This window comes from Burkholderia sp. Ac-20344, assembly GCF_017104975.1.
Taxonomy (GTDB): domain Bacteria; phylum Pseudomonadota; class Gammaproteobacteria; order Burkholderiales; family Burkholderiaceae; genus Burkholderia.
Window position 1 is genome coordinate 1 of sequence record NZ_JAAGPP010000044.1, and the last position, 14,083, is coordinate 14,083.

General features: G+C 67.4%; 17 protein-coding genes and 1 pseudogene. 10 read left to right on the plus strand and 8 right to left on the minus strand.

Annotated features, from left to right (window positions below):
• The 3 genes and pseudogenes from G3N64_RS16180 to G3N64_RS16190 form a co-directional block, all read left to right on the plus strand.
• Positions 1-178: pseudogene (locus tag G3N64_RS16180) on the plus strand (choline ABC transporter permease subunit); the annotation flags it as partial.
• Between the two features lie 106 nt (positions 179-284).
• Positions 285-1,283, plus strand: a complete 999-nt coding sequence (locus G3N64_RS16185; RefSeq protein ID WP_205784835.1) for a GlxA family transcriptional regulator — start codon at positions 285-287, stop codon at positions 1,281-1,283.
• A gap of 98 nt (positions 1,284-1,381) precedes the next feature.
• Positions 1,382-2,329: a choline ABC transporter substrate-binding protein gene (locus tag G3N64_RS16190; RefSeq protein ID WP_205784836.1), complete on the plus strand. Its 948-nt coding sequence runs from the start codon at positions 1,382-1,384 to the stop codon at positions 2,327-2,329.
• Positions 2,330-2,699: 370 nt separating this feature from the next.
• Here the strand turns inward: G3N64_RS16190 and G3N64_RS16195 are convergent, their stop codons facing one another.
• Entirely contained in the window at positions 2,700-3,125 is a 426-nt protein-coding gene (locus G3N64_RS16195) for a PACE efflux transporter (RefSeq protein WP_205784837.1), read from the minus strand.
• Between the two features lie 146 nt (positions 3,126-3,271).
• Between G3N64_RS16195 and G3N64_RS16200 the strand changes: the two genes are divergently transcribed.
• Positions 3,272-4,204 (plus strand): LysR substrate-binding domain-containing protein, encoded by a 933-nt coding sequence (locus tag G3N64_RS16200; RefSeq protein WP_205784838.1) that lies wholly within the window; start codon positions 3,272-3,274, stop codon positions 4,202-4,204.
• A 90-nt stretch (positions 4,205-4,294) separates the two neighbouring features.
• Here G3N64_RS16200 and G3N64_RS16205 read toward each other — a convergent pair whose 3' ends face one another.
• Both G3N64_RS16205 and G3N64_RS16210 read right to left on the minus strand, forming a co-directional pair.
• Positions 4,295-5,443 carry an exo-alpha-sialidase gene (locus tag G3N64_RS16205; RefSeq protein WP_205784839.1) on the minus strand — a complete coding sequence of 383 codons (1,149 nt, stop codon included), beginning with the start codon at positions 5,441-5,443 and terminating at the stop codon, positions 4,295-4,297.
• 67 nt (positions 5,444-5,510) lie between these two features.
• On the minus strand, positions 5,511-5,780 hold the full coding sequence (locus tag G3N64_RS16210) for a MoaD/ThiS family protein (RefSeq protein WP_205784840.1): 270 nt from the start codon (positions 5,778-5,780) through the stop codon (positions 5,511-5,513).
• A 231-nt stretch (positions 5,781-6,011) separates the two neighbouring features.
• Here G3N64_RS16210 and G3N64_RS16215 point away from each other — a divergent pair, with 231 nt between their 5' ends.
• Entirely contained in the window at positions 6,012-6,377 is a 366-nt protein-coding gene (locus tag G3N64_RS16215) for an ASCH domain-containing protein (protein ID WP_205784841.1), read from the plus strand.
• A gap of 97 nt (positions 6,378-6,474) precedes the next feature.
• Here the strand turns inward: G3N64_RS16215 and G3N64_RS16220 are convergent, their stop codons facing one another.
• Entirely contained in the window at positions 6,475-7,164 is a 690-nt protein-coding gene (locus G3N64_RS16220; protein WP_205784842.1) for an aspartyl/asparaginyl beta-hydroxylase domain-containing protein, read from the minus strand.
• Between the two features lie 243 nt (positions 7,165-7,407).
• Here G3N64_RS16220 and G3N64_RS16225 point away from each other — a divergent pair, with 243 nt between their 5' ends.
• Both G3N64_RS16225 and G3N64_RS16230 read left to right on the plus strand, forming a co-directional pair.
• Entirely contained in the window at positions 7,408-7,752 is a 345-nt protein-coding gene (locus G3N64_RS16225; protein ID WP_205784843.1) for a DUF4148 domain-containing protein, read from the plus strand.
• A gap of 80 nt (positions 7,753-7,832) precedes the next feature.
• A complete protein-coding gene (locus tag G3N64_RS16230; protein ID WP_205784844.1) occupies positions 7,833-8,108 on the plus strand; it encodes a DUF4148 domain-containing protein in 276 nt (91 codons plus the stop codon).
• Positions 8,109-8,247: 139 nt separating this feature from the next.
• Here G3N64_RS16230 and G3N64_RS40215 read toward each other — a convergent pair whose 3' ends face one another.
• The 4 genes from G3N64_RS40215 to G3N64_RS16245 all read right to left on the minus strand — a co-directional run bounded on the left by G3N64_RS40215 (position 8,248) and on the right by G3N64_RS16245 (position 11,084).
• Positions 8,248-8,379 (minus strand): hypothetical protein, encoded by a 132-nt coding sequence (locus tag G3N64_RS40215; RefSeq protein WP_277399113.1) that lies wholly within the window; start codon positions 8,377-8,379, stop codon positions 8,248-8,250.
• Complete coding sequence (locus G3N64_RS16235; protein WP_205784845.1) at positions 8,376-8,903, minus strand: cytochrome b; 528 nt, start codon at positions 8,901-8,903, stop codon at positions 8,376-8,378. Before G3N64_RS16235 ends, G3N64_RS40215 begins: the two co-directional genes overlap by 4 nt.
• Before the next feature lie 70 nt (positions 8,904-8,973).
• Entirely contained in the window at positions 8,974-10,428 is a 1,455-nt protein-coding gene (locus G3N64_RS16240; protein ID WP_205784846.1) for an ATP-binding protein, read from the minus strand.
• On the minus strand, positions 10,425-11,084 hold the full coding sequence (locus tag G3N64_RS16245; protein ID WP_205784847.1) for a response regulator: 660 nt from the start codon (positions 11,082-11,084) through the stop codon (positions 10,425-10,427). The genes G3N64_RS16240 and G3N64_RS16245 overlap by 4 nt, the downstream gene beginning before the upstream one ends.
• A 261-nt stretch (positions 11,085-11,345) precedes the next feature.
• On the opposite strand from G3N64_RS16245, the gene G3N64_RS16250 reads away from it, so the two are divergent.
• From G3N64_RS16250 to G3N64_RS16260, 3 genes are all read left to right on the plus strand, one after another.
• On the plus strand, positions 11,346-11,729 hold the full coding sequence (locus G3N64_RS16250; RefSeq protein WP_205784848.1) for a hypothetical protein: 384 nt from the start codon (positions 11,346-11,348) through the stop codon (positions 11,727-11,729).
• A 62-nt stretch (positions 11,730-11,791) separates the two neighbouring features.
• The gene (gene hpnI / locus G3N64_RS16255) at positions 11,792-12,961 is read left to right on the plus strand and encodes a bacteriohopanetetrol glucosamine biosynthesis glycosyltransferase HpnI (RefSeq protein ID WP_205784849.1); all 1,170 of its coding nucleotides are present in this window, start codon (positions 11,792-11,794) and stop codon (positions 12,959-12,961) included.
• Positions 12,958-14,046 (plus strand): lysylphosphatidylglycerol synthase domain-containing protein, encoded by a 1,089-nt coding sequence (locus G3N64_RS16260; RefSeq protein ID WP_205784850.1) that lies wholly within the window; start codon positions 12,958-12,960, stop codon positions 14,044-14,046. Before hpnI ends, G3N64_RS16260 begins: the two co-directional genes overlap by 4 nt.
• Positions 14,047-14,083 lie beyond the last annotated feature (37 nt).

The window sequence follows — 14,083 nt, forward strand, 5'->3', positions numbered from 1 at the left end:
TATCCAGCGCCTCGACATCGGCCTCGGTTTCGAAAGCGGCCTGTCGGTCGTGCTGCTCGCGATCATTCTCGACCGCATCACCGAGAGCTTCGGCCGTGCGCCGGGCACCGCGAAGGCGCCGCTGTTCTCGGGCCTGAAACAGCTGTTGCGCGTCAAGGCCGCACCCGCACAGGCCTGACCTCCGGCGGCCGAGTTCTCCCGGCCGCTTACCCTGAATGGATCACGGCTTCCGCGGCTTCGGCCGCGGGGCTGGGCCCCTGCAACCTCCTCGCCAGGAGACCGATGTGACGTCCGCCGTCGCTGTCGCGCCCGCCGCCTGCGTTTCACCGGTTTCGTCCCTCGCCCATTTCGGCTTCCTGACGCTGCCGAACTTCTCGATGATCGCTTTCTCGAGCGCCGTCGAGGTGCTTCGGATGGCGAACTATGTCGGGCGTGCCGATCACTACCAGTGGTCGATCTATTCGCTCGACGGCAGTCCGGTGCACGCCAGCAACGGCATCGCGGTACGGCCCACGCAGGCGCTCGACTACACGAACCTGCCCGACGTGATGATCGTATGTGGCGGCATCCACATCCGTGAGGTGGTCGACGAAGGCGCGCGCGATACGCTCGCGGCGCTCGCCGAACATGGGCTGCCGCTCGGCGGCATCTGCACGGGTGCGTATGCGCTGATGTCGAGCGGGCTGCTCGACGGCTATCGCTGCACGGTGCACTGGGAGAACCTGTCCGCGCTGCATTCCGAGTTTCCGCAGGTCGGTTTCGCCGACGAGCTGTTCGTCGTCGATCGCGACCGGCTGACCTGCACCGGCGGCACGGCACCGCTCGACCTGATGCTGAACCTCGTCGGCATGCGGTTCGGCCAGCAACTGGCCGCGCAGGTATCCGAGCAGTTCATCCTGGAGCGCATCCGCAGCTCGACCGACACGCAGCCGATTCCGGTCGATGCGCGCGTCGGCTTCTCGCGTGCGGAGCTGATCGAGGTCGTGCGGCTGATGGAGGCGAACATCGAGGAGCCGCTGTCGCTCGAAGAGCTCGCGCGGCTCGTGCGGCTGTCGCAGCGGCACCTGCAGCGGATGTTCAAGGTGTACCTGAACGTGTCGCCCACCCATTATTACCTGACGCTGCGCCTGAAGCGCGCGCGCGACCTGCTGCGCACGACCGACGCATCGATCGCGCGCGTGACGACGGTCTGCGGTTTTCATTCGCCGTGCCATTTCAGCAAGGCCTACCGTGCGCAGTTCGGCCACGCGCCGAGCTACGAGCGCCGGTTGCCGGGGCGCTGACCGACCCCATGGTCCGCGACGTCGCCGGGATCGCGACGCGCGGCTTCAATAAACGATCCCGCATTCAAGCAAACGACATCACTTTGAGGAGAAGGAAGATGAAGCGCCTATTGATCGCAGCGGTGTGCGGGATCGGGATAACCGCGCCGATGTCGACCGTTTATGCGGCCGACCCGCCCGTGTGCAAGAACGTGCGCTTCGCGGATGTCGGCTGGTCCGACATCGCGGCGACCACGGGCCTCGCGTCGACGATGCTGCAGGGGCTCGGCTACAGCCCGACGAAGACGATCGCATCGGTGCCGATCACGTTCGCCGGCATCAAGAGCAAGCAGATCGACGTGTTCCTCGGTTACTGGTCGCCGACGATGGACCCGATCATCCAGCCGTTCACGAAGGCCGGCACGATCAAGGTGCTCGCGACGCCGAACCTGACCGGCGCGAAATACACGCTCGCCGTGCCCGACTACGTGTACCAGGGCGGCCTGAAGTCGTTCGCGGACATCCAGAAGTACGCCGACAAGCTCAACGGGAAGATCTACGGGATCGAACCGGGCAACGACGGCAACCTGCTGATCAAGAAGATGATCGACGGCAACCAGTTCGGCCTCGGGAAGTTCAAGATGGTCGAGTCGAGCGAGGCCGGCATGCTGGTCGAGGTGAATCGCGCGATCCGCGACAAGCAGTGGATCGTGTTTCTCGGCTGGGAACCGCATCCGATGAACGTGCAGATGAAGATCGACTACCTGACCGGTGGTGACGACGTGTTCGGCCCGAACTACGGCGAAGCGAAGGTGCTGACGGCGACGCCGCCCGACTACGCGCAGCGCTGCCCGAACGTCGCGAAGTTCGTGTCGAACCTGCAGTTCACGACGACGATCGAGAACCACGTGATGATGCCGATCATGAACAAGCAAGACCCGAACAAGGCGGCGGCCGATTGGCTGAAGGCGAACCCGCAGGCGCTCGACAAGTGGCTCGCCGGCGTGACGACGCTCGACGGCAAGCCGGGCCTGCCGGCGGTGAAGGCTTATCTCGGCGTGCATTGAGCGACGTGCGACGGGCTTCACGGGCCTGACCGGAAGTCTGACGTGCTGTTGAGCCGGCTGAAGCAGGGCACACACCCTGCTTCAGCCGGCTTTTTGCATTCGGCTTCACGCGCGGCCCGACGGTGAGCGGACGATGCGCTAGACGGCTCGATCCCCGATCTGCTCGATCCCGATCGAGGAGGCGGCCATGATCCGCAACACGCGTGATGTATCCGGTTGGCGGCAGGAAGACGGCAGACGGCTGAACGGCGCGTCCACTTGTGTCGATACAGGCCGCAGCCGGATGACGCAGCACCCCGGCAGTCCTTTTGCATGAAGCGTCGAGCAATTCGTGCTCGCTGCGGATCTCGCGGGCGTGTGAGCGTTCGGCTCACGACCCCTTCGTCGCCGCCGGCACATCGAACACCCGATCGAACGCCCACTGGAACACGAACGCGTAACAGAAGAAGAACGCAAACAGCCCGATATCGACGACGAACGCGTCGAGCCAAGAGATGTCGAGCCACCACGACACGACGGGCACCAGGATGAAGATCAGCCCCCCTTCGAATCCGGTCGCGTGCAGGATCCGCCGCCCGAGCGTGCGCGCCGGCTGCCGGCGCGTCGCTTCCCAGTGCTCGAACAGCGCGTTGAAGATCATGTTCCACAGCATCGCGATTGCGGACATCGTCGCCGACAGCGCGCCTGAATAGACGAGGTCCTGCTTGAAGATCGCCGCGATCGCGGGCGAGATGCAGGAAATCGCAATCGCTTCGTAGAGCACCGCCTGCGTGATCCTGCGCGGTAGGCCTTGCACGTTGTTTCTCCGGTCGGACGCCACTCGCCGCGGCACCGTGCCGCGACGTCCCGCAAGGCTATCCGCGTTGCACACCCGCTTCAATTCACCTAATCTCACCCCGATTCAATCGCATTCAACCCGGCCGATCCGGCCCGCGAGGCCCCGTGTTCTCGAAAATTCCCCTGACCGCATTGCGTGTATTCGAGTCGGCGGCGCGGCTCGGCGCATTCAAGGCCGCCGCGGACGAACTGTCCGTGACGCCGGCCGCCGTGTCGCACCAGATCAAGTCGCTCGAAAGCCGGCTCGGCGTGCTGCTGTTCGAGCGCGGTGCGAGCGGCGTGCGGCTCACGGAGGAGGGCGAGCGCCTGTTTCGCGCGAGTCACGATGCATTGCTCGCCTTGAGCCGCGGGCTCGATGCGGTGCGGCCGGAAGCAACCGGCGAGCGCACGCTCGCACTGACCACCACGCCCGCGTTTGCCGCGATGTGGCTGATTCCGCGCCTCGGCCGGTTTCGTCGCGTCGATCCGCACCTGCACATCAAGGTCGAGACCGGCAACACGCTCGTGGATCTCGAACGCGATGCGCGGATCGATCTCGCGATTCGCGCGACGTCGCGCACGTTTCCGGCGCTGCACGAGATTGCGCTGATCGACGAGTATTTCGGCGCGTATGCGGCCGCCGGGTTCGACGCGCATCGCGCGGACGAGCCGCTCGACCTGATCGAGACCGTGTGGGATACGCCGCTGCCGGTGTCGGTCGACTGGGCGTCGTGGTGCCGCGCGGCCGGCCGAGAAGCGTGGCTCGAACGCGCGGTGTTTCGCCACTACGACGACGAGCATTACGCGTTGCAGGCCGTGCTGCACGGGCAGGGCATCGCGCTGCTCAGCTCCGTGCTGGCTGCCGAGCATGTCGTGCACGGGGCATTGACGCCGATCGAGCCGTCGGTGCGGATTAACGGCGCGCGCTTCGTCGCGCTGTGCCGGCCGGGGCGGGAGCGGGAGCCGCAGGTCAGGTCGTTTCTCGACTGGCTCGAGGCAGAGATTGCGCAGACGCGGGCGGCGGTGGCGCGGATGGGAGCGGCAGACGTCGCGCGGTAAGCGGACGGCGGCGCGAACTGTGCGGGTGGGCCGGGAGCACCTCTCCGAAATCGACATCGCGGGGCGTGCGAACCAGCCCGCCGCACACCCTTATCCGAACCGCACGCAATAAACCGGCGGCAAATGCGCGGACACCAGCCGCCAGTTTTCCCCACCGTCGTCGGACGTCCATAGCGCGCCGGTCGTCGACGCCATCGCGAGGCGCGTACCCGAATCGTCCACCGCGAGCCCGTGCCGATACACGAGGTCGTATGCCGGCGCGGGCGGCAACCCGTTCGTGAACTGCTCGAAACTGCGCCCGCCGTCGCGCGTGCGCGTGACGACGAACCGGCCGTTCACCGGAATCCGGCATGCGTCCTTCACGGCCGGCACGAACCACGCGGTATCCGGCTCGCGCGGGTGCACGGCCACCGCAAAGCCGAAGCTCGAAGGCTGCGCCTCGATGCGCCGCCAGTGTTCGGCGCCGTCGGTCGAGCGGAAGATCGCGCAGTGATGCTGGGTCCACAGCACGTCCGGGTTGGCCGCGCACTGCACGACGCGGTGCGGGTCCTGCATGTTGGGTTCGCCGCGCCGCTCGGGCGGCATGTAGTCGGCTTCCATGCCGTCGGCGGTCACTCGCCATGTCGCGCCGCCGTCGGCTGTCTGCCAGACGCCGCCGCACGAGATGCCGACCGTCACGTGCCGGCGGTCGCGCGGATCGACCATCACCGAATGGATGCCCGGCGCATCGTATCCGCCCCCACCCCATTCGGCGCGCTCCGGGCGATCCCACAATGCCCGGTTGAGCACCCAGGAACTGCCGCCGTCGTCGGAGCGGAACAGCCCGCCGGGAATCGTGCCGGCCCACAGCACGCCCGGCTCGTCGGCGCCGCCGGCCTCGAGCGACCAGATCTGCTGGAGCGTCCACGGCGGCTGCGGCGGGCCGGGAGGCGCGTCGTCCGCGTCGCCGGTGCCGGCATTCACGCGGGTGCTGGCGGGTGGGGCGTCGGCGGGTTGCGGCGGATAGACCGGAACCGCGCATTCCTCCCAGCCGGCGCCGCCGGCGAGCCTGCGGTGCAGCTTGACGCCGAAATGGCCGAGGTTCAGCGCGGCATACAGCGTGCCGTCGCGCGGGTCGGCGAGCGCCATGCTGACCGGCTCGCCGGCGAAGTGCGGTTCACCGAGCGTCCAGCCGCCGTTGCCGTCGGGTTGCAGGACGAACAGGCCCTTGCGGGTGGCGACGAGCAGTCGATCGTTCATGTGCGATGTCTCCTGATGGCCCGACCTGGCGTTTCGGCACGCGGTCGGCGCTTGTGCATACGTCCCCTTATCCGCCCGTCAGCGCCTGCACGACATAGACCCGGCTGGCGTCGCCGAGCACATCGGACAGGCGTTGCCGGTCGCGTACGGGCTGGCCGTCGATGAATACCGACAGGTGTTTGCGCAGCGCACCCTGGTCGTCGAGGATGTAGCCGCGCAGGCGCGGCTGTTCGCTGAAAACGGTGTCGAATGCTTCGCCGAGCGTACGGGCGTCGATTTCGCGCTCGGGCGTTTCGATATGCCGCTGGATCGAAGCGGCGAAGAAGAGGTGTGCCATGGCGGTGGCTGGCAGGAGCCGCGCGGAGGGGACGGTCTGTAGTTTAGGCGATCCTTCGGGGGCGGAAAGCCGGCATCGCGTAGTCGCGGTGCGCCGTCCGGTCCGTCCCGGTCGACACGTTCACGCGAATCGGCAACAATCCTGCCCGGACCGTCATCGCATGCCGGATTCGGCTGCCATGCCGATCGACGGTCGCACGCTCTCCACTTGCCGAGGAAGGAAATGCCTGCCATGCCGCGATCCGCGCTGTCGATCGTCAAGCCCGCCGTCGACGATATCGTCGCGGGCCGGAAGCGGGTCGAAATCCGGTCGTGGGCGCCGCCGGCCCTACCGTTGCGCGATCTCGTGCTGGTGCAGAACACGGTCTTCCTGCGACAGGACGGGCAGGAGGATCCCGACGGTATCGCGCTCGCGTTGGTCGACGTCGTGGGGGTTCACGACTGGACGCCTGACGAAGCCCGCTCACAAGGCAAGCAATGGTGTGCCGGATACGTGTGCTGGGAACTGACGAATGTGCGGGCGATCGACCCGCCTTTCCCGTGCGTCGCCAGGCGCGGCATCTATACGTTGGAAGATAGATCCGTCAAGGTATCCTGATGATTTGGCCGGTATCGCCGGGCGGGCCGAATTCCCTTTCGACGCACAAGCGGGCAGTCGAAACGATCGGTCGCCCGGTGCACGCCGGCCGCGTGCGCTAAACCGGAATCGATCGCCCGCGCATTCTGATCCCGAGCCGCACGACGCCGATCACCGCATTCGACAGCCACGTGAGCAAGCACGGCATCCCGCGCCGGCGGATATCGAGCAGCAGCACGATCCGCACGGCGTCGCTGTCGTTCCACACCTCGTGCATGAACGTGTCGTCCCACAGCAGGAAACGTCCTTCCTCGAGCCGGTATTCGTGGCCGTCGACTTTCAGCACGGCGGCCGGCGTGCCGTCCGCGCGCTTCGGCATCGACAGCACGAGATAGCCGCGCAGGATGCCGCGAAACGGCCCGCGATGCGGGGGAATGTGCTTGCCGGGGGCGAGGAACGACAGCGACGCAGACAACACGTCCGGCGACGCCGCGACGATCGACGCGACGGTCGGGCAGCGCGACAGGTTGCGCGGAAACGGCTGGCCGTACGCCTGCATGATGAACATCCGCCAGTCGCGTGCATCGTTGGCCGAGATGTCGTACTGCTCGCGCATGATCTCGTGAAAGCGCGGGATGCGTGGCATGTCGCGCGCCACGTCGAGCGCTTCCGCCCGGATGTCGGCCCACGCACGGACGAAACGCTCGGCATCGGGAAACGCGGCCGTGTCGAGCACCGCGCCGCCGTCGATATGGCGGTCGTACAGCGTGCGCAGCAGGCCGGCTGCATAGTCGTAAGCGACGGACATGGTCGATCGTAGGGCGATCCGTAAGGGGTGACGTCAGTCTGCCCGAAGCGCGGCGGGCGCTGCGTTACGTCAGGTTACGCCGGCTGACGAAAGAATGACAGTTTCATGAACGTCCGTCCCGGGCGCTCCCGGCGCCGGAGAAGCCGCGTGATTCGAGTTGCGCGATGCGAGGGAATAAACGCACACGCTCCGTCGTCATACGGGTGTAGCACGTCGTCTCGTTGACTTCTCAAGGAGTGGAACATGAACACGCATTGGCTGGTGGCCGCCGCCGTGGCGGCGATTTCTCTCGCGGGTATTGCGACGCAAGCGTCGGCGCAGGCGCTGACGCGCGCGCAGGTCAGGCAGGAACTGATCGACGCCGAAAACAACGGGCTGCGCTTCGTGACCGATACGTCGTATCCGGACGTGAGCCCGCTGTTCCAGCGGCAGGCCGAACGGATGCCGGAGCATCAGGCCAGCATGGCGGTCGGTAGCGATCCGGCCGCGTCATCCGAGGCGGGCAAGCCGGCGGCGATGTCGCCGCGCCAGGGTTCTGCCGCGTGCGTCGGCCCCGCGAGCTTCTGCACGATCTATTTCGGAAGCTGACGCAGCCGCCTGCGTTCGCAGGTCAGGCATGCAAGGCATTCAACCAGGTTGATCGATACGGAACATTGAAGGAGTTCATGATGAAGACATATATCGCAGTCCTGACGATGATCGGAGCGATCGTCGGTCAGTCGGCCTTCGCGAAATCGGCCGCGCCGCTGACGCGTGCGCAGGTTCGCGACGAATTGATGCGCCTGGAAGCAGCCGGGTATGACCCGGCGAAGGGAGACGACGGCGAGTATCCGGCGGACATCCAGGCGGCGGAAGCGAAGCTTGCCGAGCAGGACCGGGCCCGGATGGCGGCTGCCGCCGCGCATGCGCCGGCTCCCGATACGCCGGCGCAGACCAGCAACTAGGTGCCGATATGGTCTTGTGTGACTTCAGGCCGTCGTGTTCGCGGCACGGCAGTACGTCGGCCCTGCGTGCCGCTCGACGCGGCAGAAGGGCGCCGGCTGCGATGCCCGTCATCGCGCGCCGCTTCGCGCGGCGCCGCGATCATCTCGCCGGCCGCGCCCGATGGGCGGGCAGGTCGCTCGCGCGATGAACCGGAACGAAGACGGTATCGGTATCGGCGGCCGCCCGGTTCATGCGCGCGATGGCGTGCCGTGCCGCCAGCGTGGCGATCACCAGGGCAGCATGCGCTGCGTGACCTGATCGCGCAGCACGAAGCGGTGCGCCAGCGCGGCTGCGACGTGCAGGCAGATGCCGCCGAACAGCACCCATGCGAGGATGCCGTGCACGTCGCCCATCGCGTGGCCGAATCCGGAGCCGGCCGCCGACAGCGCGGGCAACGGCACGATCCCGAACAGGGTCACGCTCCATGCGCGCGACGACGCGTTGATCCAGCCGAGCAGCGGCACCGCGATCAGCAGCGCGTAGAGCGCGAAATGCGTGATGCCCGACAGTGCGCGCATCGCGGGCGGCAGGTCACTCGCGGGCGGGCGATGCGTCGCGCGCCACAACACGCGGCAAGCCATCGCGGCGAGCAGCGCGGTTCCCACGAGGAGGTGCGCGGCGATCAGGCCGATGGGCTGGGTGTCGCGATGCACGTCGGGCATCGTCCAGCCGATCGCATATTGCGCGACGATCAGCGCAACGATCAGCCAGTGAAGCAGGCGCGCAACGGTGTCGTATCGGGCGGGCGTGGACATGAAGACTCCTGGCGTAAGACGGGGAAGGTATCGGTCGGGTGGATTCTACGGTCGCTTCCTTAACGAAACGTTAAGCAGGCGGTATCGCACGCGACGACCGGTCGTCGCGTGCGCCGGCTGGCACCGGTTCGCCCGTGCCCGCCGACGGCAGCGTAATCGCGGCGCCGAGGCCCTGCCCGTCGATGCCGGCTCCGAACCGTACGGTGCCGCCGAAATAGAGCGCGATGCGCGTGACGATCGACAGTCCGAGCCCGCTGCCGGGCGACTGCGCGCCGCTGCCGCGATAGAAGCGGTCGCCGAGCCGCTCGTGCTCGCCGGGCGCAACCCCTGGCCCGTCGTCGCGCACGACGATGCGTTGCCGCGCGCCGTCGTCGTCTACACGGATCTCGATGCGGCCGCCCTGGCGGCCGTACTTGACGGCGTTGTCGACGAGGTTGTCGAGCAGGATGCCGATCAGGATCGGATCGGCTTCGATCGCCCGTCCGGATACGGTGCCGGCCACGAGGGCTATCGCCTTGTCCGATGCCTTCGCGAGATGGCGATCGATGGCGGCATCGACGAGTTCGCGAACGACGACGGCGCGCGTCGGAATGCGTTCGTATTCGTCGAGCCGCGCGAGCAGCAGCAACTGTTCGGCGAGTCGCGCGCTGCGGTCGACGCCTTGAACCACCCGCTGCATCGCCAGCTGCTTGCGCGCCGGATCGTCGGTTGCGATCGCCACCTGCGCCTGCACCTTGATCGCGGCGAGCGGCGTCTTGAGCTCGTGCGCGGCGTCGGACGTGAACGCGCGTTCGCGCACGATCGATTGCCGCAGCCTGGCCAGCAGGCGGTCGATTGCGTCGACCAGCGTGCGAACTTCGTCCGGCACCGTGGCGATGCCGAGCGGTTCGAGCGATCGTGCGTCGCGTGCGCCGATCAGCGCCGACAGCGTTTTCAATGGCGCGAGGCCGCGCCCGATCAGGTACCAGAGGAGCAGCGCCAGCACCGGGAGCGCGACGATCAGCGGCAGGACGATGCCGCGCGCGATGCCGGTCGCCAGGTCGCTGCGCGTATTGGCGGTCTCCATCACGCGTATCCAGCGCCCCGACGCGTCGTCGCGCAACGTGTGCGTGCGCCATGATGCGTCGTGAATGACAATCGTTTCAGGGGTGCCGCGCGGGTTGCGCGTGTCGGGCAACCCGGACGCTTCTGCCGGAAGGCTCGACGCGACGACATTGCCTCGCGCGTCGCGTACCTCGAACAGCACGTCGCGCCGCAGGCGATCGCCGTCGGTTTCAGGGACGGAACTCGCATTGCCGCGATCCAGTTCGACGCGCGCGTCCGGCGGAAAGCGGGCGAGGCGGTCGAGATCGGTGGGCGACAGATTGACCAGCAGCGACGCATATTCGACGAGGCGGGCATCTTCCCATTCGCCGATCTCGCGGGTCGCATAGCGGAAGCTGCCGAAGACGGCGGCGAGCCACACGATGGTCACGCAGCCGAGCGCCATCGACGAAACGCGGCGCCGTATCGAGCGGGAGATCATGCGGGGTCGACAACGTAGCCGATGCCACGGACGGTGCGGATCAGTTCCGCACCGAGCTTCTTGCGCAGGTTCGAGACGTGGACCTCGATCGCATTGCTTTCGATGCCTTCCTGCCAGCCGTACAGGGTGTCTTCGAGGCGTGCGCGCGACTGCGGCGCGCCCGGGTGGCTGACGAGCTGAACGAGGATGGCCCACTCGCGCGAGGTCAGTGCGATGCGCGATGCATCGCGTGTCACCGTGTGGGCGGTCAGGTCGATCGTGATGTCGCGCCATACGATCTCGTCGCCGGCGCGACCCTGCGAACGGCGCACGAGCGCGCGACAACGGGCCAACACCTCGGTCAGGTCGAACGGTTTCGCGAGATAGTCGTCCGCGCCGTCGTCGAGGCCGCGGACGCGGTCGGCCACGGTGCCGCGCGCGGTCAGCACCAGCACGGGAACCGTATCACCCGCATCGCGCAATGCACGCAGCAGCTCCGTGCCCGATTTCCCCGGCAGGCCGAGATCGAGCACGACGAGCGCGAAGCGCGTCGTCGCGAGCGCTGCGGCGGCCGCGTGACCGTCGCGCAACCAGTCGACGTGATAGCCGGCCTGACTCAGGCTGATCTCGAGACCGCTGCCGATCAGGTCGTCGTCTTCAACAAGGAGGAGTCGCATGGTCGGTTCGGGGGCAGATGCTTGCGATTGTACGAGTGCAACCATGCATGGCGTGCAACGGATTGTAATTGTGCTGCATCAAGGTTCCGCCGATTCTGAAGAACGCTTAAGGTTTGCCGCCGGCAATCCCGCTACCATCGGCCACAACATTCGTCGGGTTGTTCTCCGTTTCCCCGGATCCCGAACCGGGTCACGCATGTCGGGCACATGCCGCGCGTGCGTGCCCGTCCATCCGCGACCCTTCCGATCGCTTCGCGATCGATGCGTGTCGTCCGTACGGGAGGTTCACTTCTCATGACAGTCTCGACGATCGAGCGATGGCGCACCCACCTGCTGATCGCCGCACTGGCCGGCATGTTCATTCAGTGTTTCGTGCTGGTGTCGTTGCTTGCATGGCGCGTACCCGAAGCATTTTTCACCACGATGACGTTCCGCATCTGGGTCGTCATCGCGATCGTGACCGCCATCCTTTCGGCCCGCAAGCTTGCCGATGCGGCGTTCCGGGCCGCGGTCGCATGCGGCTGCGTGCGTGTGACAGGAATCGATCGCCGCACGGTAGTCGTGTCATCCGATTGCGCGTACCGTCGGTTGGTCGTCCTTCACATCCGGCTCCACGGGAATCGATACGGCGGCGCGCACGGGTGAACCCGCGTGCGCGCGGCGGGTCCCGGGCGTCGTAGTTGCACGGGTCACCACGGGGGAGAAGCATGGTTTTGCTGCATGTGCTGCGCGCGCTGGCCGGGGCAATGTCGATCGTCTGCGGGCTGGGCGTGTTGCTGGGCATTGCATACACGGTCACGGCCAGCGTACTGGTCGGCCGGTTCTTTTCCCGGGCGGCGGCCGAGCCGCGCGATTATCCGGGCGTCACCGTCGCGAAGCCGCTGCACGGCGGCGAGTGGCAACTCGTACAGCATCTCGAAAGCTTCTTCGTGCAGAATTATCCAGGCCCGATCCAGCATCTGTTCGGCGTGCACGATGCAGGCGACGAAGCGCTCGCAGCCGTCGAGACGCTGCGTGCGCGCTACCCTGACGCGAACATCAAGGTCGTCGCCGATGCGCGGCTGTACGGGCCGAACCGCAAGATCGCGAATCTCGTGAACATGCTCGAACACGCGGAGTATTCGGTGCTCTGTCTCGCCGACAGCGACGTGCTGGTCGAGCGCGATTATTTGCGCGCGGTCGTCGGCGCGATACAGCAGCCCGATGTCGGCATCGTGACGAGCGTGTATCGCGGCATTGCATCGCCGGGCTTCTGGCCCGGGGTCGCCGTCGCGATGACGAACTACCATTTCCTGCCGGGCGTGATCACCGGGCTCTTCGTCGGGCGCGCACGGCCGTGCTTTGGCCAGACGATTGCGATCACGCGCGCGACGCTCGAACGCATCGGCGGGCTCACGCGTTTCGCGCATCACCTGGCCGAGGATCACGCGCTGGGCGAAGCGGTGCGGCAGGCGGGCGCGCAGGTCGTCATTCCGCCGTTCGTCGTCGGGCATGCGTGCGTCGAGGAGACGTTCGCGAAGCTGTACGCACACGAATTGCGCTGGAGCTGCACGATCCGCGCGGCGGACCGGCTCGGCCATGCGGGCTCGGTGCTGATGCACCCGGTGCCGCTCGCGTTGCTGGCACTGCTGTTCTCCGGCGGCACGGTGGCCGCGTGCGGGCTCGCAGCCGCGGCGCTCGCCGCGCGGGTGCTGCTGATGCTGAAGACGAGCCGGGCAACCGGCGCGGGCCTGCGCGGTGCGATCTGGCTGCCGTTCGTCGATCTCCTGCAGTTCTTCGTGTTCGTGTCGAGCTTCTTCTCGTCGCATGTCGTGTGGCGAGGCACGCGCTTTCGCGTCGACCGGGAAGGCCTGCTGTCGCCGGCGAGCGAATCATGACGACGCAGACGAACCCCGGCGCCGATGCCGCGGAACGGAACGCCGCGCGCGGCGACGCGCGGCTCCACCATGCGGGGCAGGCGGCGGCGCTGGGCGGGCTCGCGCTCGCCGTGTGGCTGATCTGGCGCGAGCATCCGCTGGAAATCCTGCATCGTTTGCAGATCGCGGGCGCGGGGCTGCTGCTCGCGGCGCTGGCCCACCTCCTGCCGATGCTCGCGAACGCGTGGGACTGGCGGATGCTGATCCGCGGCCCGCGCCGGCCGTCGTTCGCGACGATGCTGAAGCTCGTGTGGATCCGCGAATCGATCAATGGGCTGTTGCCGGTCGCGCGGATCGGCGGCGAGATCGTGTCGTTCGGCCTGCTGCGGCAGACGGGCGTGCGGCCGGCAACCGCCGTGGCCAGCCTCGTCGCCGACATGCAGCTGACGCTGATCAGCCAGCTGGTGTTCGCGCTGGTCGCGATCGGCTACGTGCTCGAGCATGTGTCGTCCGACGCCGCGCGGGTGGCCGGGAACCTCGCGATCGGCATGGCCGCGCTGGTGCCGGTGCTGCTGCTGTTCGCGCTGGTGCAGCATGTGCGGCCGTTCGAGCGCGCGATGCGCATGCTCAACCGCATCACGAGCGGCAAGGTGGTGGCGCTGGTCGGCGAATCGGCGCGTACCGATCAGTCGATCCGGATGATCTGGAGAAAGACCGGCATCGTCGTGCGCTATCTCGTGATCTGGCAGACGCTGCAGTTCGTCGGCTATGCGCTGGAAATCTGGCTCGCGCTGGTGTTCCTCGGCGCGGAGCCGACCTTCGCGCAGGCACTCGCGATCGAGGCGCTGATCCAGCTCGTGAGCAGCATCGCGTTCCTGATGCCGGGTGGCCTCGGCGTGCAGGAGGGCGGGTTCGTGCTGATCGGCGGGCTGCTCGGGTTCGACCCGCCGACCTGTCTCGCGCTGGCCGGCGCCCGCCGCGTGCGCGACCTGCTGTTCTATCTGCCGGGCTTGCTCGCGTGGCAGTGGGCGGCCGGTTCGGCGAACCGGTCGGGCGGAACGACACGCGCGTCGTTGCCCATCGGGGAATCCGCCAGGCCGCGTTGATGCGGCCCGGCAGCCCGCACCCACGCGGCGGGCAGCG

Bases quoted from the DNA above. Each gene is read 5' to 3' on its own strand.
- G3N64_RS16230 (WP_205784844.1), top strand. From the start codon at position 7,833: ATGAAGACATATATCGCAGTCCTGACGATGATCGGAGCGATCGTCGGT.
- hpnI (WP_205784849.1), top strand. From the start codon at position 11,792: ATGGTTTTGCTGCATGTGCTGCGCGCGCTGGCCGGGGCAATGTCGATC.
- G3N64_RS16210 (WP_205784840.1), bottom strand. From the start codon at position 5,780: ATGGCACACCTCTTCTTCGCCGCTTCGATCCAGCGGCATATCGAAACG.
- G3N64_RS16240 (WP_205784846.1), bottom strand. From the start codon at position 10,428: ATGATCTCCCGCTCGATACGGCGCCGCGTTTCGTCGATGGCGCTCGGC.
- G3N64_RS16215 (WP_205784841.1), top strand. From the start codon at position 6,012: ATGCCGCGATCCGCGCTGTCGATCGTCAAGCCCGCCGTCGACGATATC.
- G3N64_RS16250 (WP_205784848.1), top strand. From the start codon at position 11,346: ATGCGTGTCGTCCGTACGGGAGGTTCACTTCTCATGACAGTCTCGACG.
- G3N64_RS16205 (WP_205784839.1), bottom strand. From the start codon at position 5,443: ATGAACGATCGACTGCTCGTCGCCACCCGCAAGGGCCTGTTCGTCCTG.
- G3N64_RS16245 (WP_205784847.1), bottom strand. From the start codon at position 11,084: ATGCGACTCCTCCTTGTTGAAGACGACGACCTGATCGGCAGCGGTCTC.
- G3N64_RS16190 (WP_205784836.1), top strand. From the start codon at position 1,382: ATGAAGCGCCTATTGATCGCAGCGGTGTGCGGGATCGGGATAACCGCG.
- G3N64_RS16225 (WP_205784843.1), top strand. From the start codon at position 7,408: ATGAACACGCATTGGCTGGTGGCCGCCGCCGTGGCGGCGATTTCTCTC.
- G3N64_RS16220 (WP_205784842.1), bottom strand. From the start codon at position 7,164: ATGTCCGTCGCTTACGACTATGCAGCCGGCCTGCTGCGCACGCTGTAC.
- G3N64_RS16235 (WP_205784845.1), bottom strand. From the start codon at position 8,903: ATGTCCACGCCCGCCCGATACGACACCGTTGCGCGCCTGCTTCACTGG.
- G3N64_RS16260 (WP_205784850.1), top strand. From the start codon at position 12,958: ATGACGACGCAGACGAACCCCGGCGCCGATGCCGCGGAACGGAACGCC.